This is a genomic window from Streptomyces sp. KL116D (assembly GCF_030766975.1).
Lineage (GTDB): Bacteria > Actinomycetota > Actinomycetes > Streptomycetales > Streptomycetaceae > Streptomyces > Streptomyces longispororuber_A.
Genome location: NZ_JASERH010000031.1, coordinates 15,261 through 38,353 on the forward strand (window position 1 = coordinate 15,261; position 23,093 = coordinate 38,353).

Annotated in this window: 18 protein-coding genes; 6 read left to right on the top strand and 12 right to left on the bottom strand. The window is 72.6% G+C overall.

The window, feature by feature from the left end; genetic code table 11:
• Window positions 1-70: 70 nt before the first annotated feature.
• The 5 genes from RBJ77_RS11680 to RBJ77_RS11700 form a co-directional block, all read right to left on the bottom strand.
• Window positions 71-2,161: a fructose-specific PTS transporter subunit EIIC gene (locus tag RBJ77_RS11680; RefSeq protein WP_372344953.1), complete on the bottom strand. Its 2,091-nt coding sequence runs from the start codon at window positions 2,159-2,161 to the stop codon at window positions 71-73.
• A gap of 136 nt (window positions 2,162-2,297) precedes the next feature.
• Entirely contained in the window at window positions 2,298-3,245 is a 948-nt protein-coding gene (pfkB, locus tag RBJ77_RS11685; RefSeq protein ID WP_372344967.1) for a 1-phosphofructokinase, read from the bottom strand.
• 113 nt (window positions 3,246-3,358) lie between these two features.
• The gene (locus RBJ77_RS11690; RefSeq protein ID WP_372344954.1) at window positions 3,359-4,120 is read right to left on the bottom strand and encodes a DeoR/GlpR family DNA-binding transcription regulator; all 762 of its coding nucleotides are present in this window, start codon (window positions 4,118-4,120) and stop codon (window positions 3,359-3,361) included.
• Window positions 4,121-4,338: 218 nt separating this feature from the next.
• A complete protein-coding gene (locus RBJ77_RS11695) occupies window positions 4,339-5,103 on the bottom strand; it encodes a glucose 1-dehydrogenase (RefSeq protein ID WP_372344955.1) in 765 nt (254 codons plus the stop codon).
• Window positions 5,104-5,154: 51 nt separating this feature from the next.
• Window positions 5,155-5,793, bottom strand: coding sequence for a TetR family transcriptional regulator (locus tag RBJ77_RS11700; RefSeq protein WP_372344956.1), 639 nt, complete (start codon window positions 5,791-5,793; stop codon window positions 5,155-5,157).
• 80 nt (window positions 5,794-5,873) lie between these two features.
• On the opposite strand from RBJ77_RS11700, the gene RBJ77_RS11705 reads away from it, so the two are divergent.
• The gene (locus tag RBJ77_RS11705; RefSeq protein WP_372344957.1) at window positions 5,874-7,136 is read left to right on the top strand and encodes an extracellular solute-binding protein; all 1,263 of its coding nucleotides are present in this window, start codon (window positions 5,874-5,876) and stop codon (window positions 7,134-7,136) included.
• A 21-nt stretch (window positions 7,137-7,157) separates the two neighbouring features.
• Here RBJ77_RS11705 and RBJ77_RS11710 read toward each other — a convergent pair whose 3' ends face one another.
• Window positions 7,158-8,687, bottom strand: coding sequence for an MFS transporter (locus RBJ77_RS11710; protein ID WP_372344958.1), 1,530 nt, complete (start codon window positions 8,685-8,687; stop codon window positions 7,158-7,160).
• Window positions 8,688-8,758: 71 nt separating this feature from the next.
• Between RBJ77_RS11710 and RBJ77_RS11715 the strand changes: the two genes are divergently transcribed.
• Entirely contained in the window at window positions 8,759-9,724 is a 966-nt protein-coding gene (locus RBJ77_RS11715; RefSeq protein ID WP_372344968.1) for a helix-turn-helix transcriptional regulator, read from the top strand.
• 359 nt (window positions 9,725-10,083) lie between these two features.
• On the opposite strand, the gene RBJ77_RS11720 is transcribed toward RBJ77_RS11715, so the two are convergent.
• Window positions 10,084-11,094 (bottom strand): RNA polymerase sigma factor RpoD/SigA, encoded by a 1,011-nt coding sequence (locus RBJ77_RS11720; RefSeq protein WP_255978402.1) that lies wholly within the window; start codon window positions 11,092-11,094, stop codon window positions 10,084-10,086.
• 176 nt (window positions 11,095-11,270) lie between these two features.
• On the opposite strand from RBJ77_RS11720, the gene RBJ77_RS11725 reads away from it, so the two are divergent.
• Both RBJ77_RS11725 and RBJ77_RS11730 read left to right on the top strand, forming a co-directional pair.
• Complete coding sequence (locus RBJ77_RS11725; RefSeq protein WP_372344959.1) at window positions 11,271-11,801, top strand: N-acetyltransferase family protein; 531 nt, start codon at window positions 11,271-11,273, stop codon at window positions 11,799-11,801.
• 60 nt (window positions 11,802-11,861) lie between these two features.
• Window positions 11,862-12,872 (top strand): questin oxidase family protein, encoded by a 1,011-nt coding sequence (locus tag RBJ77_RS11730; RefSeq protein WP_372344960.1) that lies wholly within the window; start codon window positions 11,862-11,864, stop codon window positions 12,870-12,872.
• A 294-nt stretch (window positions 12,873-13,166) separates the two neighbouring features.
• On the opposite strand, the gene RBJ77_RS11735 is transcribed toward RBJ77_RS11730, so the two are convergent.
• Window positions 13,167-13,928: a dioxygenase gene (locus RBJ77_RS11735; protein ID WP_372344969.1), complete on the bottom strand. Its 762-nt coding sequence runs from the start codon at window positions 13,926-13,928 to the stop codon at window positions 13,167-13,169.
• A 110-nt stretch (window positions 13,929-14,038) separates the two neighbouring features.
• On the opposite strand from RBJ77_RS11735, the gene RBJ77_RS11740 reads away from it, so the two are divergent.
• Window positions 14,039-14,542, top strand: a complete 504-nt coding sequence (locus RBJ77_RS11740; protein ID WP_372344961.1) for a MarR family winged helix-turn-helix transcriptional regulator — start codon at window positions 14,039-14,041, stop codon at window positions 14,540-14,542.
• Window positions 14,543-14,578: 36 nt separating this feature from the next.
• Here the strand turns inward: RBJ77_RS11740 and RBJ77_RS11745 are convergent, their stop codons facing one another.
• Together RBJ77_RS11745 and RBJ77_RS11750 are read right to left on the bottom strand one after the other, a co-directional pair.
• Window positions 14,579-16,108, bottom strand: coding sequence for an MFS transporter (locus RBJ77_RS11745; protein WP_372344962.1), 1,530 nt, complete (start codon window positions 16,106-16,108; stop codon window positions 14,579-14,581).
• 95 nt (window positions 16,109-16,203) lie between these two features.
• Window positions 16,204-16,872 (bottom strand): TetR/AcrR family transcriptional regulator, encoded by a 669-nt coding sequence (locus tag RBJ77_RS11750; protein WP_372344963.1) that lies wholly within the window; start codon window positions 16,870-16,872, stop codon window positions 16,204-16,206.
• A gap of 226 nt (window positions 16,873-17,098) precedes the next feature.
• On the opposite strand from RBJ77_RS11750, the gene RBJ77_RS11755 reads away from it, so the two are divergent.
• A complete protein-coding gene (locus RBJ77_RS11755) occupies window positions 17,099-18,376 on the top strand; it encodes a M6 family metalloprotease domain-containing protein (protein WP_372344964.1) in 1,278 nt (425 codons plus the stop codon).
• Window positions 18,377-18,717: 341 nt separating this feature from the next.
• Here RBJ77_RS11755 and RBJ77_RS11760 read toward each other — a convergent pair whose 3' ends face one another.
• Entirely contained in the window at window positions 18,718-20,403 is a 1,686-nt protein-coding gene (locus tag RBJ77_RS11760; RefSeq protein ID WP_372344965.1) for a class I adenylate-forming enzyme family protein, read from the bottom strand.
• A 59-nt stretch (window positions 20,404-20,462) separates the two neighbouring features.
• On the bottom strand, window positions 20,463-22,925 hold the full coding sequence (locus RBJ77_RS11765) for an FtsX-like permease family protein (protein ID WP_372344966.1): 2,463 nt from the start codon (window positions 22,923-22,925) through the stop codon (window positions 20,463-20,465).
• Window positions 22,926-23,093: the final 168 nt, after the last annotated feature.

The window sequence follows — 23,093 nt, forward strand, 5'->3', positions numbered from 1 at the left end:
CACGGTCCGGGACTTTGGTCCCGGACCGTGACGTATCTCGCAGGAACGGACAGTTCCGGCTTCACCGGCGTCAGACAGCCGCCGGCACCTTCGCCCCGTCGGCCGCGGACTCCTCCCCGGCCGCGGCCGTCCCGTCCGGGGCGGACCTGCGCAGCCCCTTCAGTACGACGACCAGGGCGGCGGAGACGCAGACGCCGACCGCGATGGCGATCAGGTAGAGGAACGCGTTGCCGATCAGCGGGACCACGAAGATTCCGCCGTGCGGGGCGCGCAGGGTGCAGCCGAAGGCCATCGACAGGGCGCCGGTGACCGCGCCGCCCGCCATGGAGGCGGGGATGACGCGCAGCGGGTCGGCCGCGGCGAACGGGATGGCGCCCTCGGTGATGAACGAGGCGCCGAGCACCCAGGCCGCCTTGCCGTTCTCCCGCTCGGCCCTGGTGAACAGCCGGCCGCGCACGGTGGTGGCCAGGGCCATCGCCAGCGGCGGCACCATGCCGGCGGCCATCACGGCGGCCATGACCTTGAGCGAACCGTCGGTGGGGTCGGCGAGGCCACCGACCGCGAAGGCGTAGGCGACCTTGTTGAGCGGGCCGCCGAGGTCGAAGCACATCATCAGGCCGAGGATGACGCCGAGGATGATCGCGTTGGCGCCGGACAGGGAGTTGAGCCAGTCCGTCAGGGCGCTCTGCAGCGAGGCGATCGGCTTGCCGACCACGACGAACATCAGGAAGCCGACGGCGATCGAGGAGAGCAGCGGGATCACCACGACCGGCATGATGCCGCGCAGCACCGGTGGGACGTTCACCTTCTGGATCGCCAGCACGACGGCGCCCGCGATGAGGCCCGCGACGAGGCCGCCGAGGAAGCCCGCGTTGACCGTCAGGGCGATGGAGCCGCCGACGAAGCCGGGCACGAGCCCCGGCCGGTCCGCCATCCCGTACGCGATGTAGCCGGCGAGCACCGGGACGAGGAAGGCGAAGGCCGCCTGGCCGGTGTAGAAGAGCAGCGCCGCCCAGCTCGTCGTGGAGCCCCAGTCGAAGCTGTTGAGCAGCGTCTCGACCTTGACGTCCGCGACCTCGTAGCCGCCGATCGCGAAGCCGAGCGCGATGAGCAGACCGCCCGCGGCGACGAACGGCACCATGTAACTGACGCCCGACATCAGCCACTTGCGCAGCTTCGTCCCGTAACCGTCCTCGGACTCACCGGAGTTGTCCACAGGTGTGGATGACCCCGCCGGTGCGGAGACCTCACCGCGGGCCGCTTTGTCGCGTACTTCCTTGATGAGTTCGGCCGGGCGGTTGATGCCCGCCTTCACGCCGACGTCGACCGTCGGCTTCCCGGCGAAGCGGTCCTTCTCGCGGACCGGCACGTCATGGGCGAAGATCACGCCGTCCGCGGCGGCGATCACGGCCGGGTCGAGGCGGGTGAAACCGGCGGAGCCCTGGGTCTCGACGACGAGTTCGACGCCGGCGGTGTCCCGGCCCGTGTTCTCCAGGGACTCGGCCGCCATGTAGGTGTGGGCGATGCCGGTGGGGCAGGAGGTGACCGCGACGATCTTGAACGTGCCCGGTCCCGTGGGCTGTTCGGGGGCCGGCTGCGTCGGGGCGGGCTGCTCCTGGGCCTGGGCCTGGTCCTGGTCCTGGTCCTGGTCCTGGTCCTGCTCCTGCTCCTGCTCCTGCTCCTGCTCCTGCGGGGGCGTCTGGCCCTGCGGGGGCGTCTGGCCCTCGCCGCGTATCAGCGCCGCCGTCCGCTCGGGGTCGGTCGCCGCGCGCAGTGCCGCCTTGAAGTCCTCGTCCATCAGCTGACGGGCGAGCGACGAGAGGATCGTGAGGTGCGCGTCGTCCGCGCCGGCCGGTGCCGCGATCAGGAAGATCAGGTCGGCCGGGCCGTCGGGCGCCCCGAAGTCGATGCCGTGCGCCGCTCGGCCGAAGGCGAGGGTGGGTTCGGTGACGTGCTCGCTGCGGCAGTGCGGGATGCCGATGCCGCCGTCCAGGCCGGTCGGCATCTGGGCCTCCCTGGCCGCGACGTCCGCCAGGAAGCCGTCGAGGTCGGTCACCCGTCCCCGGGCGACCATGCGCTCCGCCAGGGAGCGGGCGGCCTCGTCCTTCGTTGCGGCGGACAGGTCGAGGTCGACCAGGTCCGCGGTGATCATCTCCGTCATCGCGGGCTCCTTTGCCTAGGCGTCTGCGGGATCGTTCGTTCGTCGGCGGGTGCGGGTGCGGGTCGGTCGCCGCGGGGCGCGCCCCGCGGCGGAGCCGCTGATGGGCACAGCCGCGCGCCCCCGGCAGGGCTTCCTCTCACGCCACACGCTCCTTCAACGGCCTGTTCAGGGGGACATCCGCCGTCAGTTCCACCGCGTCCGGGCGGAGGTCCCGCGGTGTCGGCATCGCGCTGCCGGGGAGCTGGACGGCCGCCGCGCCGTGGGCGACCGCCGAGGCGAGGGCCTCCGGCCCCTTGCCGCCCGCGATCAGGAAGCCGGCCAGGGACGAGTCGCCCGCCCCGACGTTCGAGCGGACGGCTTCCACGGGGGCGTGGGCGAACCGGACGCCCGTGGCGTCGACCAGGATCTGGCCGTCCGCGCCGAGCGAGGCCAGGACGGAGACCGCGCCCGCCTCCCGCAGTTCCCCGGCCGCCTTCACCGCGTCGCCGATCGTGGCGAGCGGGCGGCCGACGGCCTCGGCGAGCTCCTCCGCGTTCGGCTTCACGACGTCGGGGCGCTCGCGCAGCGCCGCGAGCAGGGCCGGTCCCGACGTGTCGAGCGCGATCCGGGCGCCCGCCGCGTGGGCGCGGGCCACCAACTCGGCGTACCAGGAGGGCGCCAGGCCGCGCGGGAGGCTGCCGCAGCAGGCGATCCAGTCGGCGCCCGCCGACTGCTCGCCGACGGCCGACAGGAGCGACTCGGCTTCCTGCGGGCTCAGCTCGGGGCCGGGAGCGTTGATCTTCGTCAGCGTTCCGTCCGGCTCGGCGAGCGCGATGTTCGACCGGGTCTGGCCGGCGACCGGGACGGGGGCGACCTTGATGCCCTGGCCGGCCAGGAGGTCGGCGACCAGGGCGCCGGGAGCGCCGCCCAGCGGGAGGACGGCGAGCGTGGGGGCACCGGCGGCGGCGACGGCCCGCGAGACGTTGACGCCCTTGCCGCCCGGGTCCATGCGCTCGCCGTCGGCGCGCACGACCTCGCCGCGGTCGAGACCGGGGATCTCGTAGGTGCGGTCGAGGGAGGGGTTGGGGGTGACGGTGAGGATCATGCCGCGCATCGCCGCTTCCGTACGTGGGGTGGTGCTGGTGCTGGTCGTGCCGGTGTCGCTGGTGTGGCCGATGGGTCTGGTGTGGCCCGTGGGGGTGCGGGGCCGGTCGGGGGTCATACGCGGACCACTTCCGTGCCGCCCGCCTCGATCGCGGCCGCGTCCTCGGGGGCGAGGCCGGTGTCCGTGACGAGGAGGTCGACGTCGGTGAGGTCGCCGAACCGGGCGAAGTGCTCCTGGCCGTGCTTGGCGGAGTCGGCGAGCAGGACGACCCGGCGGGCGGCTCCGGCGGCGGCCCGCTTCACGGCGGCCTCGGCGAGGTCGGGGGTGGTGAGCCCGGCGCCCGCCGCGAAGCCGTTCGCCGCGAGGAAGACGACGTCCGCGCGGATCTCGCCGTACGCGCGCAGGGCCCAGGCGTCGACGGCGGCGCGGGTGCGGTGCCGGACCCGGCCGCCGACGAGGTGGAGCTGGATGCCGGGGTGGTCGGCGAGCCGGGCGGCGGTCGGCAGCGAGTGCGTGACGACGGTCAGCCGGGACTCCAGCGGCAGCGCGGCGGCGAGCCGGGCGACCGTCGAACCGGCGTCCAGGATCACGCTGCCCTCGGCCGGCAGTTCGGCGAGCGCGGCGTGCGCGATGCGGTCCTTCTCGTCGGCGGCGGTGCCCTCGCGCTCGGCGAGGTCGGGCTCGAAGTCGAGCCGGCCGGCCGGGATGGCGCCGCCGTGCACCCGGCGGACCAGGCCCGCCCGGTCGAGGGCCTTCAGGTCGCGCCGGATGGTCTCGGCGGTGACCTGGAACTCCTCGGCCAGGGACAGCACGTCCACCCGGCCGCCGTCCCGGGCGAGGCGGAGGATCTCCTGCTGACGCTCCGGTGCGTACATGTCCGTCGACCTCTTCCGCCGTGCCCGAATCTGTTGCTCTGACTTGAGGCTACGACCGGATTTCGGGAAAGTAAACAGGTTCGGGCATCTGCCAGACACAAACGGGCATTGGTCCCGGCACGCGCACGCCAAAGGACCCGGCCCTCCGGGGAGGAGGACCGGGCCCTGCGCGAAGCGTTCCGCGACTACTGCTGCTCCTGCTACGGATCCTGCTACTGCTACTGCCCCATCACGTACTTCACCGTCGGACCGGTGGTCCAGCCGCCGTCCACGGCCAGCTCGGCGCCGGTCATGTACGAGGAGTCGTCGGAGAGCAGGAACACCACGGCCTTCGCGATCTCGTCGGCCTCGCCGACCCGGCCCATCGGGGTGTTCGGGTAGTTGCCGTCGCCCTGCTGGATGCCGACCTGGGCCGTCATCGGGGTGTACGTCATGCCGGGGTGCACCGAGTTCACCCGGATCCTCGACGTGCCCTGCTCGACCGCCGCGATCTTGGTCAGTCCGCGCACGGCCCACTTCGAGGCGCCGTACGAGGAGGTGAGCGCGAGGCCCATCAGACCGGCCGCGGAGGAGATGTTGACGATCGAGCCGCCGCCCGCCTCCTTCATCGCGGGGACGACGGTCTTCATGCCCGCGAAGACGCCGACGAGGTTGACCTCGATGACCTTGCGGAAGCGCTCGACGCTCTCCGTCTCGAAGGGCATGCCGGTGGAGATGCCGGCGTTGTTGACCAGGCCGTCGACCGAGCCGAACTCGGCCGTGGCGAAGGCGACGGCGGCCTGCCACTCGGCCTCGTCCGTCACGTCGAGGTGGACGTAGCGGGCGGCGCCGCCCAGCTCGGCGGCGAGCGCCTTGCCCTCGTCGTCCAGCACGTCGCCCATGACGGCGTTGCCCCCGGCGGCGACGACGGTACGGGCCACTTCGGCGCCGATGCCGCGGGCTCCGCCGGTCACCAGGACCGTCTTGCCGGTGAGGTTGTTCATTTCGGGTTCCCTTTCGTCACGGCCACGGGGCGTCGCCCCTGACCCCACTCCTCAATCGCCGGAGAGGCTGGATCCGACGGCCCCACCCGCCTCCGCCAGGCACCGCAGCGCCAGCGCCGCCGGGCCTCCCGGTCCGCCGGCCGGCTCGTCCGTCGACGCCCACGCCTCCACCGCGACCCGGATCGCGGTGGACGCCACGCCCGCCGCGAGCCGCAGCGCGAGGTCGCCCTCCGGGGTGCCGGTGCGCTCGGCGAGGATCGCCCGCAGCGCCGTCTCGGAGACCCGGCTCGTGTCGGCCCACACCGCCCGCAGCGCCGGGCTCTCGTCCGTCAGCCGCAGCAGCGTGCGGACCCACTCCAGCGAGGCCGCGTTCGCCGGGTCGGCCGCGCTGAGCGCACGCTCGGCGGCGTACCGCAGCGCGTCCGGCACGGGGAGTTCGGCGGGGGCCGCACGGACGGCCTCGGCCCAGGCCTCGGCGCCGGCCGCCAGGAGCGGGGCGACGGCCTCCTCCTTGGTCGCGAAGTAGCGGTAGAAGGTGCGCGGTGCGATGCCCGCGGCCCGCGCGATGTCCTCGGCGCGGGTGGCCCGCAGCCCGTCCTCCGTGAAGAGCTGGGCCGCCGTGCGGGCGATGTCGAGGCGCGTGGCGGCCTTGCGCCGCTCGGTGAGCGTCATCGCCTGTGTACCTGCCATGAGGTCAGGATATGCCCATGTGGCACAATCTGCCACCGTTGAGAAGTGATCATGTCAACCCAACGAGCGGGGCGAGATCGGTGCGGCGGCGGCAGTTCCTCCTTCAGACGGCGAGCCTGGCCGGAGCCGGGGCGGGAGCCCTGGCTCTCGGCGGGTGCGGCACGGGCGGCGACGGGGACACGGTCACCCTCGACCTCCTCGTCGCCAGTTACGACAAGAGCGTCGGCGCCGCCATCGGCGACCAGTGGGACGACGTCGTGAAGGCCTTCGAGAAGAAGCACCCCGGCATCCGGATCCGGGTGGAACGCGTCCCGTTCCTCAAGATCGACGCGACGCTGGCCCGCCGCGTCAAGGACGGCCGGGCCCCCGACATCGCGCAGTCCAACATCTTCGCGCCGTACGCCGAGAGCGGTGACCTCCAGCCGGTCGAGAAGCTCTTCGACGTGCCCACGCAGGCCGACTTCATCGCGTCGTTCGCCGACGCGGGCAAGGTCGACTACATCCAGTACGGCATCCCGATCCTGGCCAGCACCCCGCGGCTCTTCTACAACAAGGCCCTGTTCGACCGGGCCGGCCTCACCGGTGCCCCCACCTCGTGGGCCGGGCTGAAGGCCGCCGCCAAGGCGTTGAAGGCGACCGGCGTGCCCACCCCGTACGCGCTGCAGTTCGGCCCCGAGGCGGCGGAGGACGAGCTGCTGGCCTGGCTGCTCGCGGGCGGCGGCGGCTACTCCGAGATCCAGGGGTACGACTTCGCGTCGACGGAGAACGAGGCGGCGCTGACCTGGCTGCGCGACGAGCTCGTCGCGCCCGGCCTCGCGGGCACCGATCCGGCGAAGCTCACCAGGACCGACGCGTACGCGCAGTTCCTCCAGGGCCGGGTCGGCATGCTCATCGCGCATCCGGTGCTGCTCGGCGCCGCCGACAAGGCCCGGCTCTCCTACGGCCACGCGCCCTTCCCCAAGCGGGACGGGGAGGGGGCGGCGCCGCCGGTCGGGCTCAACGACTGGATGATGGTCTTCAAGAAGGAAGGCCGCATCACGGAGGCCGGGCAGTTCCTGACGTTCCTGTTCAGCACCGGATCGGCCAAGACGTACGGCGGCGGTCAGGCGACGCTGCCGGTGACCGCCTCCGGCTCGCAGCAGGTGCGGGCCGACCCGGATCAGCGGGCGCTGCGGGAGTTCGTCGACCAGATGCCCGACGCCGAGTTCCACCCGGTGGGCCTGCGGTCGTGGCCGACGGTGCGCGCCGCGATCCGGCAGCGGATCGGCCGGGCGGTGACGGCCGGCGGCCGCCCCGCGGACGTGCTGGAGGCGCTGGACCAGGTGGGACGGTCCAGCGCCTGAGCCCCGGCCCGGCCCGGCCGCTCAGCCGATCAGTTCGGGCTCCCGCTCGGTCGGGGCGTCGTCGTGCGCCTCGGCCTCACCGGGGCCGGCGGCCGGCTTGCGCGGTAGCGCGAACATCAGCACGAAGATGCCGACCAGGATTCCGGCCGCCCACAGCAGCGAGCTGTGGAAGCCGTCGATGAAGGCGGCGTTGCCCTCGCCCTGCTTCATGTGGTCCTCGACGACGTTGAAGAAGACCACCGAGACGAGGCTGAGGCCCAGCGCGTTGCCCATCTGCATCACCGTGTTGATCAGACCCGACGCCGAACCGGCGTGCTCGCGCGGCACCTCGGACAGGACCGCGTCGGTCAGCGGGGCGACGATCAGGCCCATGCCCAGACCCATCACGACCAGCGGCAGCGCCATCTGCCAGGACTCGATCTCCAGGCCGTAGTGCCCGGACTCGTACACGTAGATCAGCACGCCGACGGCCATCAGGAGCGCGCCCGCCTGGAGGACCTTGCGGCCGAAGAGCGGCACGAGCTTCTGCACGGAGATGCCCGCGGCGACCGACACCGCGATCGAGAACGGGACGCCGGTCAGGCCCGCCCGCAGCGCGCTCCAGCCGAGACCGATCTGCATGTAGAGGGTCCAGGTCAGGAAGAAGATGCCCATGACCAGGCCGAACACGGTCTGCACGGCGATGCCCGCCGCGAAGCTCTTCACCTTGAACAGGGACAGCTCGATGAGCGGCGAACCGTCGCGCCGGGTCTTCGCCTTCTCGTACGCGATCAGCACCGCGACGATCACGACCGACGCCGCCATCATCACGAAGCCCCACACCGGCCAGCCGTTCTCACGGCCCTGGGTCAGCGGGTAGACCAGCGCCAGCATCGCGAGGGTGACCAGCACGACGCCGACCAGGTCCAGCTTCAGCGCCTTGGGGGCCTTCGACTCGGTGATGACGCGCGAGCCGAGGAGCAGGGCGGCGATGCCGACGGGCAGGTTGATCAGGAAGATCGGGCGCCATTCCAGACCGAAGATGTTCCACTCGGTGAGCAGCGCGCCGAGCAGCGGACCGGTCACGGCCCCCAGGCCGACGATCGCGCCGAACAGGCCGAAGACCTTGCCGCGCTCGTGCGCCGGGAACGTGGCGTGCACGATCGACAGGACCTGCGGCACCATCATCGCCGCCATGCCGCCCTGGAGGATCCGCGAGGCGACCAGCATCTCCGGGTTCGCCGCGAAGCCGCAGAGCGCCGAGGCGATCGTGAACCCGCCGATGCCGAGCAGGAAGAGCCGCTTGCGGCCGAAGATGTCGCCGAGCCGGCCGCCCGTGATGAGCAGCGCCGCGAAGGCGAGCGCGTAACCGGCGGTGATCCACTGGATCTGGCCCGTCGAGGCGCCCTCGTCGTGCTGGATGGTGGGCAGGGCGACATTGACGATCGTGACGTCGACGAGGTCCATGAAGGCCGCCGTCATCACGATGGCGAGCGCGAACCAGCGGCGCCGGTCGGCGCCGGTGGAACCGGGAGCAGAGCCGGCAGAAGTGTCGGTAGCGGTTGAGGTCATACAAGAAACTTAATGGGCATGTAGGTCAGTTCGTGTCCTAGATGGCCAGGACTCTGGAGAACATGGAGAACATGACGGACACCACCCCAGCCCGGTTGCTCCAGCTCCTCTCCCTGCTGCAGACCCCGCGGGAATGGCCCGGCGGCGAACTGGCCGGCCGGCTCGGCGTCTCCCGGCGCACGGTCCGCCGCGACATCGACCGGCTGCGCGAACTCGGCTACCCGGTGCAGGCCACGATGGGCGCGGAGGGCGGCTACCGGCTCGTCGCCGGCAAGGCGCTGCCGCCGCTCGTCCTCGACGACGAGGAGGCCGTCGCCATCGCGGTCGGGCTGCGCGCCGGGGCCGGGCACGCCGTGGACGGCATCGAGGAGGCGTCGGTGCGGGCCCTCGCCAAACTGGAGCAGGTCCTGCCCTCGCGGCTGCGCCACCGCGTGGCCACGCTGCAGGCCGCGACCATCCCGCTGACCTCGGGCGACGGCCCCACGATCGCCCCCGAGACGCTCACCGTGATCGCCTCGGCGACGGCGGGCACGGAGCGGCTCCGCTTCCACTACCGGGCCGCCGACGGCACGGAGACGCGCCGCTCGGTGGAGCCGTACCGGCTGGTGGCGACCGGGCGCCGCTGGTACCTCGTGGCGTACGACACGGATCGCGCGGCCTGGCGCACGTTCCGCGTGGACCGGGTGTCGGAGCCGTTCGCGACCGGGGCGCGGTTCGCTCCGCGGGAGGTGCCGGAAGGGGATGCGGCGGAGTTCCTGCGGCGGTCGATGGCGGCGCGGGGCGGATCCGGGTCCTACGACATGGACGTGGAGTTCGCGGCGTCGGTGGAGGACGTCGCCGCGCGGGTCCCTCCGGTGGTGGGGCGGCCCGAGCCGCTGCCGGGTGGCGGCTGCCGGCTGCGGGCGACCGTGTCCGACGCGGTCGAGTGGACCGCGGTCCGCCTCGCCATGACCGGCTTCGACTTCCGGGTCCGGGGGCCGGAGGAACTGGTGGTGGCGGTCAGGGAGTTGGGCGCCCGGATGGTGCGAGCGTCTTAGGGGTCTTGGGCGTCTTGGGTGTCTTGGGCGTCTTGGGCGTCTTGGGCGTCTTGGGCGGGTGCGGCTCTCGTCGTGGTTGCTCGCGCAGTTCCCCGCGCCCCTGAGATGCGCACTGCGTGCGCCATCTCAAGGGGCGCCCATGGGGCTGCGGCGAAGCCGCATGTTCCAGGGGCGCGGGGAACTGCGCGAGAAGCCCCACGCACCCGCACCCCGCGACGATAGCCCCGCCAGGCAGACGCAGTCGGCATTCCAGGGGCGCGGGGAACTGCGCGAGAAGCTCCACCGACCCGCACGGGACAGCGGTCGGGCGGGCAGCACCGTGGTGCTGCCCGCCCGAATGACCCGGTGACCCCGGAGGGTTACGCCGCGGCGTCGAACCCGGTGTCGCGCGCCAGCTTCTTCAGCTCGAGAAGCGCGTGCTTCTCGATCTGCCGGATCCGCTCACGGGTCAGACCGTGCTCCTTGCCGACCTCCGTGAGGGTCCGCTCACGCCCGTCCTCGATGCCGTACCGCATCTTGATGATGGACGCCGTGCGCTGGTCGAGCCGCCCGATCAGGTCGTCGAGCTCCTCGCTGCGCAGCAGCGTGAGCACGGACTGCTCGGGGGACACGGCCGACGTGTCCTCCAGGAGGTCGCCGAACTGGGTGTCGCCGTCGTCGTCCACCGACATGTTCAGCGAGACCGGGTCGCGGGCCCAGTCCAGCACGTCGGTGACCCGCTCCGGCGTCGTCTTGTCCAGCTGGGCGGCGATCTCCGCGGGCTCCGGCTCACGGCCGTGCTCACGGTTGAACTCGCGCTGGACGCGACGGATCCGGCCCAGCTCCTCGACCAGGTGGACGGGGAGCCGGATGGTGCGGGACTGGTCGGCTATGGAACGGGTGATGGCCTGACGGATCCACCACGTCGCGTACGTGGAGAACTTGAAGCCCTTGCGGTAGTCGAACTTCTCGACCGCGCGCACCAGGCCCGCGTTCCCCTCCTGGATCAGGTCGAGCAGGGGCAGGCCCGCGCGCGGGTAGCGGCGGGCGACCGCCACGACCAGGCGCAGGTTCGACTTGATGAAGATGTCCTTGGCCTTCTCGGACGCCTCGACCAGCGCTTCCAGCTCCTCGCGGGTCGCCTTGCCCGCGGCGGTGCTGTCGGCGACCTCGCCGTCGAGGATCTGCCGGGCGTACACGCCCGCCTCGATGGTCTGGGACAGCTCGACTTCCTTGGCGGCGTCGAGCAGCGGTGTACGCGCGATCTCGTCGAGGTACATGCCGACCAGGTCGCGGTCGGCGATCTCCCCGCCCACGGCGCGAACACTGCGTGCCGCGTTTGTCTCGCCGGACGCGGCGGACTTACGACGGGCTACGGCACGGGTTGCCATGCGTGCTCCCTTGCGATGGTAGGTCGGCTGGGCCGGACGGCTTGCACACCCTCCCGGGTGCCCTGCATCCGATGGAAACAACGACTGGAATCCGGACAGAATTCCCAAGCCGACCCATCTTTTTTGTGATCATGCAGTACCCTGTCGCGCCACACCGCGCGAAAAGGGGAGACGGGATGCCGCCGGAGTCCACAGAGGTGCAGGTCAGGGCGGGAGTCGCGAGTGACCTCGAAGCACTCACCGACCTCTACAACCACTACGTGCGTGAGACGCCGATCACATTCGACACGGTCGCCTTCACTCCGGAAGAGCGACGTCCTTGGCTGCTCTCCCACCCTGAAGACGGCCGGCACCGGCTCTTGGTTGCGCAGGAGGCACCGACCGGCCGGATCCTCGGGTACGCCACGTCCAGCCCGTTCCGCGTGAAGGCCGCGTACGACACCTCGGTCGAGGTCACCGTCTACTGCGCGCCCGATGCGGGCGGCCGCGGCATCGGCACCCTCCTCTACAAGGCCCTCTTCGAGGCGCTCGCCGAGGAGGACGTGCACCGCGCGTACGCGGGCGTCACCCAGCCGAACGAGGCCTCGGTCCGCCTCCACGCCCGCTTCGGCTTCACGCACGTGGGCACGTACCGGGAGGTCGGCCGGAAGTTCGGCAAGTACTGGGACGTCGCCTGGTACGAGAAGCCACTCGGCCGCAAGGACTAGGTCCCGGCCTAGGGCCACAGCCCGTTACGCCGCGCTCACCCTCGCACCTACCGTGCCGCCATGGACGACAACACCGGCACTCTCGACGAAGCACTCGAGCGGCTGCACGTCACGGGCCCCGAGTTCGACGGCTGGCTCACCAACCACGGCCCGATGGCCGTGGAATCCCTCGTACGCGGCGGTCAGGCACCGCGCGTGCACCGCTGGCTCGACCACTACGAGCAACGGCTCGACGCCATGCCCGCCGCCGGTTCGCCGGTCGTGGCGGCCGACTGGCAGGAGGCGCTGGGCGATCCCCGGCGGCTCGCGGACTGGATCGTCTTCTTCGAGCGGGCGCTGGCGGAGCGGCCCTGGCGGGACGTGCTCGCCGAGTGGTGGCCGCGGCTGCTGCCCGGTATCGCCGGGGGTGCCACGCATCCGGTGATCCGGGTCGGGCACGCCGTCCGCACCCTGCTCACCACCGAACCGACGGAGCCCCGGCTCGCCGAGCTGGCGCACGGCCTCGGTTACTGGGCCGCCCGCCACCAGACGCTGCCGGCCCTGACCTCGCTGCCCTCGGCGCCGGACGCGGCGGGGGCGCTCGACGCGGTGCCGCGGGTCGCCGACCAGAGCGGAGGCATCCGGCCCCGGCTCGCCCAGATCGAGGCGTTCCCCGGGTGGGCGGCCGGTCCCGTCGACCCGGACACGGCGCGGGAGCGGCTCGGTGAGCTGGTCTCGGCGGCGGTCCGCCGGTACGCCACGCACGCCCACGGCAACGCCGTGATGCTGGTGCACACCGCGACCGCGCCCAACGCGGTGCTGCGGACGCTGCCCGCGTTGCCCCGGTCGTTGTGGGGGGCGTCGCTCGGGGCGGCGTGGGCGGCGAGTGCGGCGGTCACCGCGGCGTATGCGCCTGCCGCGCCGGTGCCGGTCGTCTCGGCGGGGGACGTGTCCCCCGGGGAACTCTTCGAGCGGGCCGCGGCCCATGGCGACGACCATGCGATCAAGTTCGCGGATACGGCGCTGGACGTGGGCGGCGAGGTCGCACTGGCTGCGGCAACCCGCGCACTCACCCTGATCGACCCGGCCTGACCCTGCGGGCCGGCAACCGCCACGGCTACGCGCCGCGACAGCGACCGTCCGTTCGCCGGGTGCGGGCCGGTGGGGGTTGCTCGCGCAGTTCCCCGCGCCCCTGAAAGGCATGCGCTGCGCGCAGCCTTCCCCCGCCGGGGAGATGCCACCCGAAGGGTGCGCATCTCAGGGGCGCGGGGAACTGCGCGAGAAGCCCCACCGGACCCGCACCCGAAGTCGGTCCCTCAGGGGCGCGGGGAACTGCGCGACCAGCCCCCACCGGAGCCGCACCCGAAGAAAGACAGGAGCAGGCGCCTACCCGAACTGGACAGACCGCTTCGCCAGGCCCAGCCAGAAGCCGTCGATCACGCTGCGCTGGGACTCCAGCTCACCCGCCGCCTCGGCCAACCCCATCGTCACGAACAGCGGAGCGAAGTGCTCCGTGCGCGGATGCGCCAGCGCCCCCGCCGGCGACTTGCGCAGGAAGTCGAGGAGCGAGTCCACGTCACCCGCGTCCAGCGCCCGCTGCCCCCACTCGTCGAACTCGGCCGACCACGCCGGAATCCCGCCCTGCCGCAGCGCCGCGAGGTTGTGCGTGAAGAAACCGGAACCGACGATCAGCACGCCCTCGTCCCGCAGGGGCGCGAGCCGGCGCCCGATGTCCATCAGCTTCTGCGGGTCGAGCGTCGGCATGGAGACCTGGAGGACCGGGACGTCGGCGTCCGGGTACATCTCGACGAGCGGGACGTACGCCCCGTGGTCCAGGCCCCGGTCCGGCACGTCCTGCACGGGGATGCCGGGCGCGCGCAGCAACTTGCGGACGGATTCGGCGAGTCCGGGCGCGCCCGGAGCCGCGTACCGGACTTGGTAGTAGTGCTCGGGGAAACCCCAGAAGTCGTACACGAGCGGCACGGTCTCGGTGGCGCCGAGGGCGAGCGGCGCCTCCTCCCAGTGCGCGGAGATCATCAGGATCGCCTTGGGGCGGGGCAGATCGGCCGACCACGCGGCGAGCTGGCCGGTCCACAGGGCGTCGTCGGCGAGCGGCGGGGCGCCGTGGGAGAGGTAGAGCGCGGGCATGCGCTCGGGTGCGGGTGCGGTGGACACGACGACCTCCTTGAAGTTTCAAGTTCAGGGTGCTGACAAAAGTAACCCTTGTTTGTTTAATATTCAAGGAGGAGGTCTTTACGATGGAGTCCATGAACAGCACAGAGCCCCGGTGGCTCACCCAGGACGAGCAGCTGACCTGGCGCGCGTACCTCCACGCCACCACGCTCCTGGAAGATCACCTCGACCGCCAGCTCCAGCGCGACGCGAAGATGCCGCACGTCTACTTCGGGCTCCTCGTCGCGCTCAGCGAGGCCCCGCGCCGCCGGCTGCGGATGACCGAGCTGGCCATCAACGCGAAGATCACCCGCTCCCGGCTCTCGCACGCGATCGCGCGCCTGGAGAAGAGCGGGTGGGTGCGGCGCGAGGACTGTCCTTCGGACAAGCGCGGCCAGTTCGCGGTGCTCACGGACGAGGGCCTGGAGGTCCTGGCGAAGACGGCGCCCGGCCATGTCTCCGCGGTCCGCCAGGCCCTCTTCGACCGGCTCACCCCCGAACAGCAGAAGTCCCTCGGCGAGATCATGCGGATCGTCGCCGAGGGACTCCAGCCGAAGGACGCCGGGGCCGATCTCCCCTGGCTCAGGTAGAGCGTCCGGGGGGACCGGCTCCGTACGACGGGGTGGTCAGTGCGCGACCACCGGGATCCGCACCTCGTCCTCGACGCCGTCCGTGTCACCGGAGGCGGCGGCCGGACCGGCGCCCGGGGCACCGGTGTTGATGAGGGCGAAGGCGATCAGGGCCGAGACGGCCAGGATGCCGACGGCCCACCAGATGGCGTGGGTGTAGCCGCTCACCATGGCCTGCGCCTGGAGGAGCTGCGGGTTACGGGCGCCGGCCGCGTGGTCCACCAGGTACGCGGTCGTGGCCGAGGCCGCGATCGTGTTCAGCAGGGCCGTGCCGATGGCGCCGCCGACCTGCTGCGAGGTGTTGACCATCGCGGAGGCGACACCCGCGTCGCGGGCCTCGACGCCGAGCGTGGCGAGCGACATGGCGGGCATGAACGCCGTACCCATGCCGAGGCCGAGCAGCAGCTGCGCGGGCAGGATCAGCGCCGGGTACGAGGCGTCGACCGAGAGCTGGGTCAGCAGCCCCATGCCGAGCGCCGCGACCAGGAAGCCGGGGCCCATCAGCAGGCGCGGCGGGACCCGCGTCATCAGGCGGGCACCGATCTGGGTGGAGCCCGTGATCATGCCCGCGATCATCGGCAGGAACGCGAAGCCCGTCTTGACCGGCGAGAAGCCCTTCACGACCTGGAGGTAGTAGGTCAGGAAGAGGAACAGGCCGAACATCGCGATGACGGCGAGGCCGAGCGAGGCGTAGACACCGCCGCGGTTGCGGTCGGCGACCACGCGCAGCGGCAGCAGCGGGTGCTTGACCCTGGCCTCGACGGCGACGAACGCGAGCAGCAGGACGGCCGAGGCGACGAACATGCCGATCGTCGTCGGGTCCGACCAGCCCTCGGACTCGGCGCGCGTGAAGCCGTAGACCAGGGAGACCAGGCCGAGCGTGGAGAGCACGACGCCGGGGATGTCGAGCGGCGAGCGGTTGCGGCCGCCGGCCGGCTCACGGATGACGAAGTACGCACCGGCGGCGGCGATGATCGCGAACGGGATGTTCACGAAGAACGTCCAGCGCCAGTTCAGGTACTCGGTGAGGAAACCGCCGAGGATCAGGCCGACGGCGCCACCGCCACCGGCGATCGCACCGTAGATGCCGAACGCCTTCGCGCGCTCCTTGGCGTCGGTGAACATGACGGCGAGGAGGGAGAGCGCGGCGGGCGCGAGCAGGGCGCCGAAGACACCCTGGAGCGCACGGGCGCCGAACATCATGGCCTCGTTCTGCGCGGCACCGCCGAGCGCCGAGGCGAGGGCGAAGCCGAGCAGTCCGGTCACGAAGGTCTGCTTGCGGCCCCACAGGTCAGCGATGCGGCCGCCGAACAGGAGCAGTCCGCCGAAGGCGAGCGCGTAGGCCGTGATGACCCACTGCTTGTTGCCGTCGGAGATGCCGAGGTCGGTCTGGGCCGCGGGCAGGGCGATGTTCACGATGGTGGCGTCGAGGACCACCATCAGCTGGGCGAGCGCGATGAAGACCAGGGCCTTCCAGCGACGCGCGTCGCCTTCTATGGATGCCGAATTCGGCAAGGGGGTACCCACAGCGGGACTCCAAGTAGTGAATAAGCGTGAGAAATCGGGTCTGTACGGAACAGGTGACTCAAGTGATGGGAGGGCGGGGCCTCAGTCCTGGCGCCTCACTCCTGGCGGAGGTCCTCCAAGGTCGCGGCCTCGCCCGGGAGTTCCGAGCGGGCGGGTGCCATCAGGCCGTCGAGGAACAGCTGCAGATGGCGGTGGAAGAAGGTGTCGTACCGGTCGAGGCCCGCACACGCGGTGCCGGGCAGCGGCCGGGTCAGCTGGGAGAGGGCGACCATCAGGTCCCCGACGCCGACGTCGGTGCGCAGCTGGCCCGCGGTACGGGCCCGTGCGATGAGCTCCTCCAGGCCGGCGGTGAGCCGGTCGAGGGCGGCGACGACGTCCGGGTGGTCCTTGTCGAAGGTGGCGTTCAGCATCGGGCACAGGGCGCCGATGCGCTCGTCGGCGGCCGCGTGCACGAAGGCGCGCAGCGCGTCGAACGCGGTCTTCTCGCCGGCTTCCTCGGCGGCGAGCGCCTGCTCCGCGTGCTCGGTGACGTGATCGGTGACCGACAGGACGACGTGGTGCATCAGCTCACCGCGGTCCTTGAAGTTCCGGTACAGCGTGGCGTTGCCGACCCCGGCCCGGCGGGCGACCTCGTCGAGCGGGAGATCGGTCCCGTACTCGACGAGCAGCTCGCGGGCGGCGGCGACGATCCGCTCCCGGTTGCGCACGGCGTCGGCCCGCGGGCGCGGGACGCGGCGCTGCGGCTGCTCGGTTGCGGTGGCCACGGCGGTCTCCTTCGGTCGTCTGTCACGTACTGAAACGGGGACTCCCTCCCCGCTTTCGCGGACACAGGTCTAAACGGGGAGAACGTCCCCGGTTATTTCCCGCCCCTCATGTGACCTGGCTCACACCACTTCGACCGCAGAAACCCACGATCGGCGCACCCAGCGCGCGGCCCGACCGACCCCGACACAGGGTGATCGAAACGGAGCCGAGCGTGAGGCGGGTCGAATGCGGCAGCAGCGGATACGCAGGGGCCGGCGCGGTGCGATGCTCGCCGGAGCCACGGCCGTGGCCCTCGCGCTGACGATGACCGCGAGCACCGGCCGGCTGCTCGACAGCTCGCCGACGGCGGCGGGCCCGACGGCGCTGGCCCGGGCGACCTCGCTCGGCCCCTGCATGATCCGCGGTGCGCTCGGCGTGCAGATGTCCGAGGGCGTGCCCACCTCTCCCGGCTACGCCCGCTCGACCGGCACCGTCCGGGCCCTCAACCTGATGATCGACTTCCCGGACGCGCCCGGTGAGGGAACCGCCCTCGACCGGCTCGGGGAGTTCTTCCCGAAGACCCAGGAGTGGTTCCGCACCGGCTCGTACGGCCGCCTCGACTACCAGCCCGAGTCCCCGGTCAAGCACTGGCTGCGGATGCCCAAGCCGTTCGCCGCGTACGGGATAGAGCGCGGCGCCCCCTTCGAACCCGGCTACCGCGAGCTCGTCGACGACATCGTGGCCGCCGCCGACCCCGACGTGGACTTCCGCCAGTACGACCTCGTGAACGTCCTGACCACGCCGAACGCCGGGCCGTCCGCCCTGGACACGGTGCTGTCCGTGACGTTCGCCGGGAACCACGAGGCACCCGTCGCGGACGGGGTGGCGCTGTCCAACATCTCCTTCGTGTACTCGCGCCAGGACGACGGCTCCGGCTCGTACACCGAGACCGGTTACCGGGTGCTGCCGCACGAGAACGGGCACGTCTTCGGGCTGCCCGACCTCTACACGCAGGACGGCGGCGGGGCCGTCGGCCACTGGGACATCATGAGCGAGGACTGGGGCGTCGGGAACGACCTGCTGGGCTGGCACAAGTGGAAGCTGGGCTGGCTCGACGACGACCAGATCGGCTGCGCCGCGCAGCCCGGCACGACCGAGCACCTGCTGTCGCCGCTGGGCCGGGACGGCGGCGGCACGAAGCTGGCGTTCGTGCCGCTGACCGAGAAGAGCGGGTACGCGATCGAGGTGCGCTCGCAGGAGGGCAACGACGAGGCGGTGTGCCGGCCCGGCGTCCTCATCTACAAGGTCGACGCGGACGTGGACACCGGGCACGGCCCGATCACGGTCGAGGACTCCACCCCCGACAGCGGCGGCTGCACGCGCCGCCCCAACGTCCACGCGGAACTGTCGGACGCGCCGTACCGGCCGGGCGAGGTGTTCAAGGACCGGAGGGCGGGTGTGCGGATCTCTGTCGCCGGGGCGGACGCCTCCGGCGACTACCGGGTGTTCGTGACGCGGCGCTAGGGGTTCGTCTGCGGCTGGGCGGGGCTTCTCGCGCAGTTCCCCGCGCCCCTGAAGGGCTGCGGCTTCGCCGCGCCTTCCCCGAAGAAGGTGCCGCACCTTCGCGACGGCGCCCCTTGAGATGGCGCACGGAGTGCGCATCTCAGGGGCGCGGGGAACTGCGCGAGCAACCACGACGCACCCGCATCCGCAGTCGGGTTTTCAGGGGCGCGGGGAACTGCGCGAGCGACCACGGCTCACCCGCAGCCCGCGACGATGGACCGGCCCGGCAGACGCAGTCGGTTTTCAGGGGCGCGGGGAACTGCGCGGCCAGCCCCCACCGAACCCGCACCCGACCCACCCGCTCAGGCGGTCAAGCGCTCTCTGAGGGTGCGCTTCAAGATCTTGCCGGTGGCGTTGCGGGGCAATTCCTCCGGCTGGAGCACCAGCACCGCCGGCACCTTGAACGCCGCAAGAGAACGCCCCACGAACCCCCGGAGGGAATCCGGGTCAAGGGACGCCCCCTCCCGGACCCGCACCACCGCCGCGACCTCCTCCCCCAGCACCGGATGCGGCACCCCCACCACGGCCGCCTCCAGCACGTCGGGATGGTCGTGCAGGCACGCCTCGACCTCGACGCAGTACACGTTCTCGCCACCCCGGATCACCATGTCCTTGATCCGGTCGACGACGCTGACCCGCCCTTCCGCGAGCACCGCCAGATCCCCCGTACGGAACCACCCGTCCGGCGTGAACGCCGCCTCCGTGGCGGCCGGGTCCTCCCAGTAGCCACGGATCACCGACTGCCCGCGCAGCCACAGCTCCCCCACCGCCCCGTCGGGCAGCTCCTCACCACCGGGCCCGGCGATCCGCGCCTCGACCGCGGGCGCGGGCCGGCCCACGCTCCCCGGCCAACTCCGGTACTCCGCCCCGAAGTTCGCGGTGACCCCGCCGAGCGTCTCGGTGAGGCCGTAGCCGTTGCGGGGTTCGATGCGGTCCCCGTAGCGGGCGGTCAGCCGGGCGACGAGGTCCGGCGGAGCGGCGGCACCCCCCGTGTTGAACCCGGCGAGCGTCGGCAGGTCGTCGTCCAACTCCTCGGCACGGGCCAGGAGTTGGAGCGCGGTCGTGGGCACGCCGCCGAAGTTCGTGATGCCGTGCTCGTGGATCAGGGCGAGCGCGGTGTCCGTGTCCCACTTGCGCAGCAGGACGAGCGAGCCGCCCGCGGCCATCGCCGCGTAGAACCCGGTGAAGGCCGCGACGTGGAAGAAGGGGAAGGTCAGGAGCCCGACGGGGGCCGGGCCCTGGCCCGGGACGAGGCCCCGGCCGAGGGCGGAGAGCGCCGCGAAGTAGCGGGGGTTGGCGATGGCGGCCATGTGCGCGTGGTGGGTGGCGACGGCCCCCTTGGAGCGGCCCGTGGTCCCGGAGGTGTAGAGGATCGTGGCGTCCCAGTGCGGCTGTACGTCGACGTCGGGCGGGCCGAGCAGCGGATCGGGGACGGGCAGCTCCGCGTACCGCTCGACGCGCTCGCCCGCCGGCTCCCGGCCCTCCTCGTGACAGACCAGCGTCCACGGGCGGCGGTCCGCGGGGACGGCGGCCAGCCAGGGAGCGATGCGTTCGTGGCGTTCGCCGTCGACGACCAGCACGCCGGGCCGGCAGTCGTCGAGGGCGTACGCGAACTCGTCCGCGGTCCACCACCCGTTCAGCGGGACGGCGACCAGACCGGCCAACTGGCAGGCCCAGAAGGCAACTTGCCACTCGGGGTGGTTGCGCATCGCGATGACGGCACGGTCGCCGGGCCGCAGTCCGTAGCCGTCGCGCTCGTCCAGGAACCGGCGGGCGAGCGCACTGGCCGCGGCGAAGAACTCCCCGTACGTCAGCCGCCCGGTCTCCGCGATCAGGAACGGCGCGGGACCGAACGCCCACGTCGTCTCGGCGAACTCCCGCAGGGTCCGCGGCCCTTCCGCGTACGCGAGGCGCCCGTCCTCGTCCCGCACGACGGAGAAGGGGGCGCCGGGGCCGGTGAGCAGCGCGTCCATGGATGCCATTGCCATTTCCGGACGGTACGTCCGCACCCCCGAGCCACGTCAAGGTACGTGCGCCCCGCACCCGTTCACACCCGCACGGAGCGCCCGCGCAGCGCCGGACCGAACCGTGCCGCGAGGACCGCCGACACCACCGCGATCGCCACGCAGGCCGCCGACGTCGCGGCGAGCGCCGTCCAGGGCAGGGCGAAGGGGGCGTCGACGTGCAGGCGGATGAGCGCCAGGTGCATGCCGAGGACGTTCGCCGCGGCGACCAGCAGGCCGAGCACGCCACCCGTCACCGTCACCGCCAGGGCCTCCGCCGCGACCACCCGCAGCGTCTGCGCGCGGGTGGCGCCGGCCAGCCGGAGCGCGGTCAGGTCGTGGGTGCGGTCGGTGGTGGCCATGACCGTGACGTTGGCGACGGCGATGGCCGTGTAGAGGAGCGCGATGCCGAGGACGAGGAACAACCCGAGGCGGGTCGTGCGGTTCGTCGCCGGGTGACTCGCTTCCAGCCACTGGGACTTGGTGACGACCGCCGCGCCCGTGCCGTGGACGGCCGCCCGCAGGGCCGATCCGACGTCCGCCGCCGCGCGACCGTCCGCGACGGTCACGTCGACGCGGTCCACGGGGGCGCCGGCGGCGTTGCGCGCGGTGACGTAGGCGCCGTTGTCGCCGGTGCCGGTGCGCAGCACGGCGGCGATCCGCAGGGACCGTCGCGTGCCGTCGCCGAGCCGGACGTCGACGCGTTCGCCGACGGTGTGCCGCTGCCACTCCTCGTTGACGACGACGGTGTCGTCGGTCAGGTCGGCGAGCCGTCCCGCGACGACCGGGAGGCGGGTCGTCCGCGCCAGCAGGGCCGGATCGGCCGCCCGCGCCTCGGACGTGACGAGCGCGACGCCGCCGTCCTCCGGCACGTACAAGGTCGTCGCCGCCGTCGGCGACACCGTGGCACCCTCGACCTGCCGCAGCCTGCGCAGCGTCGCCGCGTCGAAACCGTCGGCACCCTGGGGCGTGACGACGTAGTCGGCGACGGTCCGCTCCCTGGCCTCGGCGGCCTTCGCCCCCGCGATGGTGCCGGTCGCGCCGAGCAGCGACCCGGCGAGCGCGACCGTCGCGAGGACCGGCGCGGCGACGGCGGCGGTGCGGCGCAGTCCGGCGGTCGCGTTCTCCCGCACCAGCATGCCGGTGGCGCCCGGGAGCCGGGCCGGCAGCAGGACGCCGAGCCGCAGCAGCGGCCGGACCAGCGCGGGCGCGATCAGTGCCACCGCGCCGATCAGCAGCATCGGACGCACGACGTACGTCTTGCGGTGCAGCAGCTCACCGGGATCGCCGGCCAGCGCCGTGCCGAGCGTGACCAGCGCGGTGACCAGCAGTCCGCCCCCGACGACGATCCGCCCCCACGTCATGACCCGCCCGTCCACCGACACCTCGCGCATCGCCTGCGCGGGACCGGTCCGGCCGGCCCGCCAGGACGCGGCGAGCACCCCGCACAGCGCCACCGCGAGACCGGTCCAGAAGGCGAGGTGGTACGGCCAGGAGGCCGCGCCCGTCCGGATCACGAACCAGTCGGGGGCGAGTCCCTGCGCCACCGCCCACCGGCCCAGACGCGGCGCGCCCCAGCCGCCGAGCACACACCCCGCCCCGCCCGCGACGACCCCGACCAGCAGCGCCTCGGCGACCAGGGCCCGGCGCAGCTGCCCCGCCGTCGCCCCCGCCGTGCGCAGCAGCCCGAACTCGCGGCGGCGCTGCGCCACCGTGAACGCGAACGTCGACGCCACCACGAACACCGACACGAACCCGGTGACCCCGGCGGCCGTCCCGAACAGCGCGGTCAGCGCCGTGACCGCCTCCTGGTCCCGTCCCGGATCGGCGTCGGCCAGCCGCCGCTCGCTCCCGGTGAGCACCCGCACGCCCGGGTACCCGCGCACCACGCCCCGTACGGCGTCGGCCCCGCCCCCGACGACCACCAACTGCACGCTGCCGGGGGCGATCTCGGCGGCCCGCCGGTCCCCGAAGAAGACCGCGTCCTCGTACGGGCGGGGCGCCGCGGCGACACCCACGACCCGCACGGTGCCGCGCGTCGTCCTGATCCGCTGCCCCGGCGCGGCCCAGTCGCCGCCGACGACGACCTCGTCGTCCGCGCGCGGCGCCCGCCCGTCCCGCAGCGCGTACGCCCCGAACGCGGCGACGGACCACGGGTGCCCGACCAGCTCACCGGGCCCGCCCTCCGCCCGCAGCCCGAACGACCGGTCCTCGACGACCCGCCCGACCGCACCCAACTCCCTTACGAGCGCGGCGGGTACGGCGTTCGGCCGCTCCAGCACCCGTACCTCCGCCCCGTGCGGCGACGCGACCCGCACGGTGTCGGCCCCTCGCACGACGACCTCCGCCCCGGCGAACCGCCGAGGCACCCGCTCCGGCTCCTCCTGAGCGGCCCCCAACGCGAACCCCATGGCGGCCACGACCCCCACCCCGAGCGCAAGCGCCACAAAACTCCCGACGAGCGCCCCCCACCGCTCCCGCACCCCCACCAGCCCGTTGATCAGCACGCCCGCCCCCCAAGCTCCCCAAGCTCCCCAAGCTCCCCAGGAGCCTGAGCCACGCTGCGCCCCATAGGGGCGCGGGGAACTGCGCGCTCAGCCCCCACACACCCGCACTCACCCCCCAACAGCACCCCACCAGGGGCGCGAGGAACGGCGCGCCCAGCCCCCACACAC

What these genes read in the sequence shown, in the direction of transcription:
- RBJ77_RS11680 (WP_372344953.1), bottom strand. Translation starts at nt 2,161, where the DNA reads ATGACGGAGATGATCACCGCGGACCTGGTCGACCTCGACCTGTCCGCC.
- pfkB (WP_372344967.1), bottom strand. Translation starts at nt 3,245, where the DNA reads ATGATCCTCACCGTCACCCCCAACCCCTCCCTCGACCGCACCTACGAG.
- RBJ77_RS11690 (WP_372344954.1), bottom strand. Translation starts at nt 4,120, where the DNA reads ATGTACGCACCGGAGCGTCAGCAGGAGATCCTCCGCCTCGCCCGGGAC.
- RBJ77_RS11695 (WP_372344955.1), bottom strand. Translation starts at nt 5,103, where the DNA reads ATGAACAACCTCACCGGCAAGACGGTCCTGGTGACCGGCGGAGCCCGC.
- RBJ77_RS11700 (WP_372344956.1), bottom strand. Translation starts at nt 5,793, where the DNA reads ATGGCAGGTACACAGGCGATGACGCTCACCGAGCGGCGCAAGGCCGCC.
- RBJ77_RS11710 (WP_372344958.1), bottom strand. Translation starts at nt 8,687, where the DNA reads ATGACCTCAACCGCTACCGACACTTCTGCCGGCTCTGCTCCCGGTTCC.
- RBJ77_RS11715 (WP_372344968.1), top strand. Translation starts at nt 8,759, where the DNA reads ATGACGGACACCACCCCAGCCCGGTTGCTCCAGCTCCTCTCCCTGCTG.
- RBJ77_RS11720 (WP_255978402.1), bottom strand. Translation starts at nt 11,094, where the DNA reads ATGGCAACCCGTGCCGTAGCCCGTCGTAAGTCCGCCGCGTCCGGCGAG.
- RBJ77_RS11725 (WP_372344959.1), top strand. Translation starts at nt 11,271, where the DNA reads ATGCCGCCGGAGTCCACAGAGGTGCAGGTCAGGGCGGGAGTCGCGAGT.
- RBJ77_RS11730 (WP_372344960.1), top strand. Translation starts at nt 11,862, where the DNA reads ATGGACGACAACACCGGCACTCTCGACGAAGCACTCGAGCGGCTGCAC.
- RBJ77_RS11735 (WP_372344969.1), bottom strand. Translation starts at nt 13,928, where the DNA reads ATGCCCGCGCTCTACCTCTCCCACGGCGCCCCGCCGCTCGCCGACGAC.
- RBJ77_RS11740 (WP_372344961.1), top strand. Translation starts at nt 14,039, where the DNA reads ATGGAGTCCATGAACAGCACAGAGCCCCGGTGGCTCACCCAGGACGAG.
- RBJ77_RS11755 (WP_372344964.1), top strand. Translation starts at nt 17,099, where the DNA reads ATGCGGCAGCAGCGGATACGCAGGGGCCGGCGCGGTGCGATGCTCGCC.
- RBJ77_RS11760 (WP_372344965.1), bottom strand. Translation starts at nt 20,403, where the DNA reads ATGGCAATGGCATCCATGGACGCGCTGCTCACCGGCCCCGGCGCCCCC.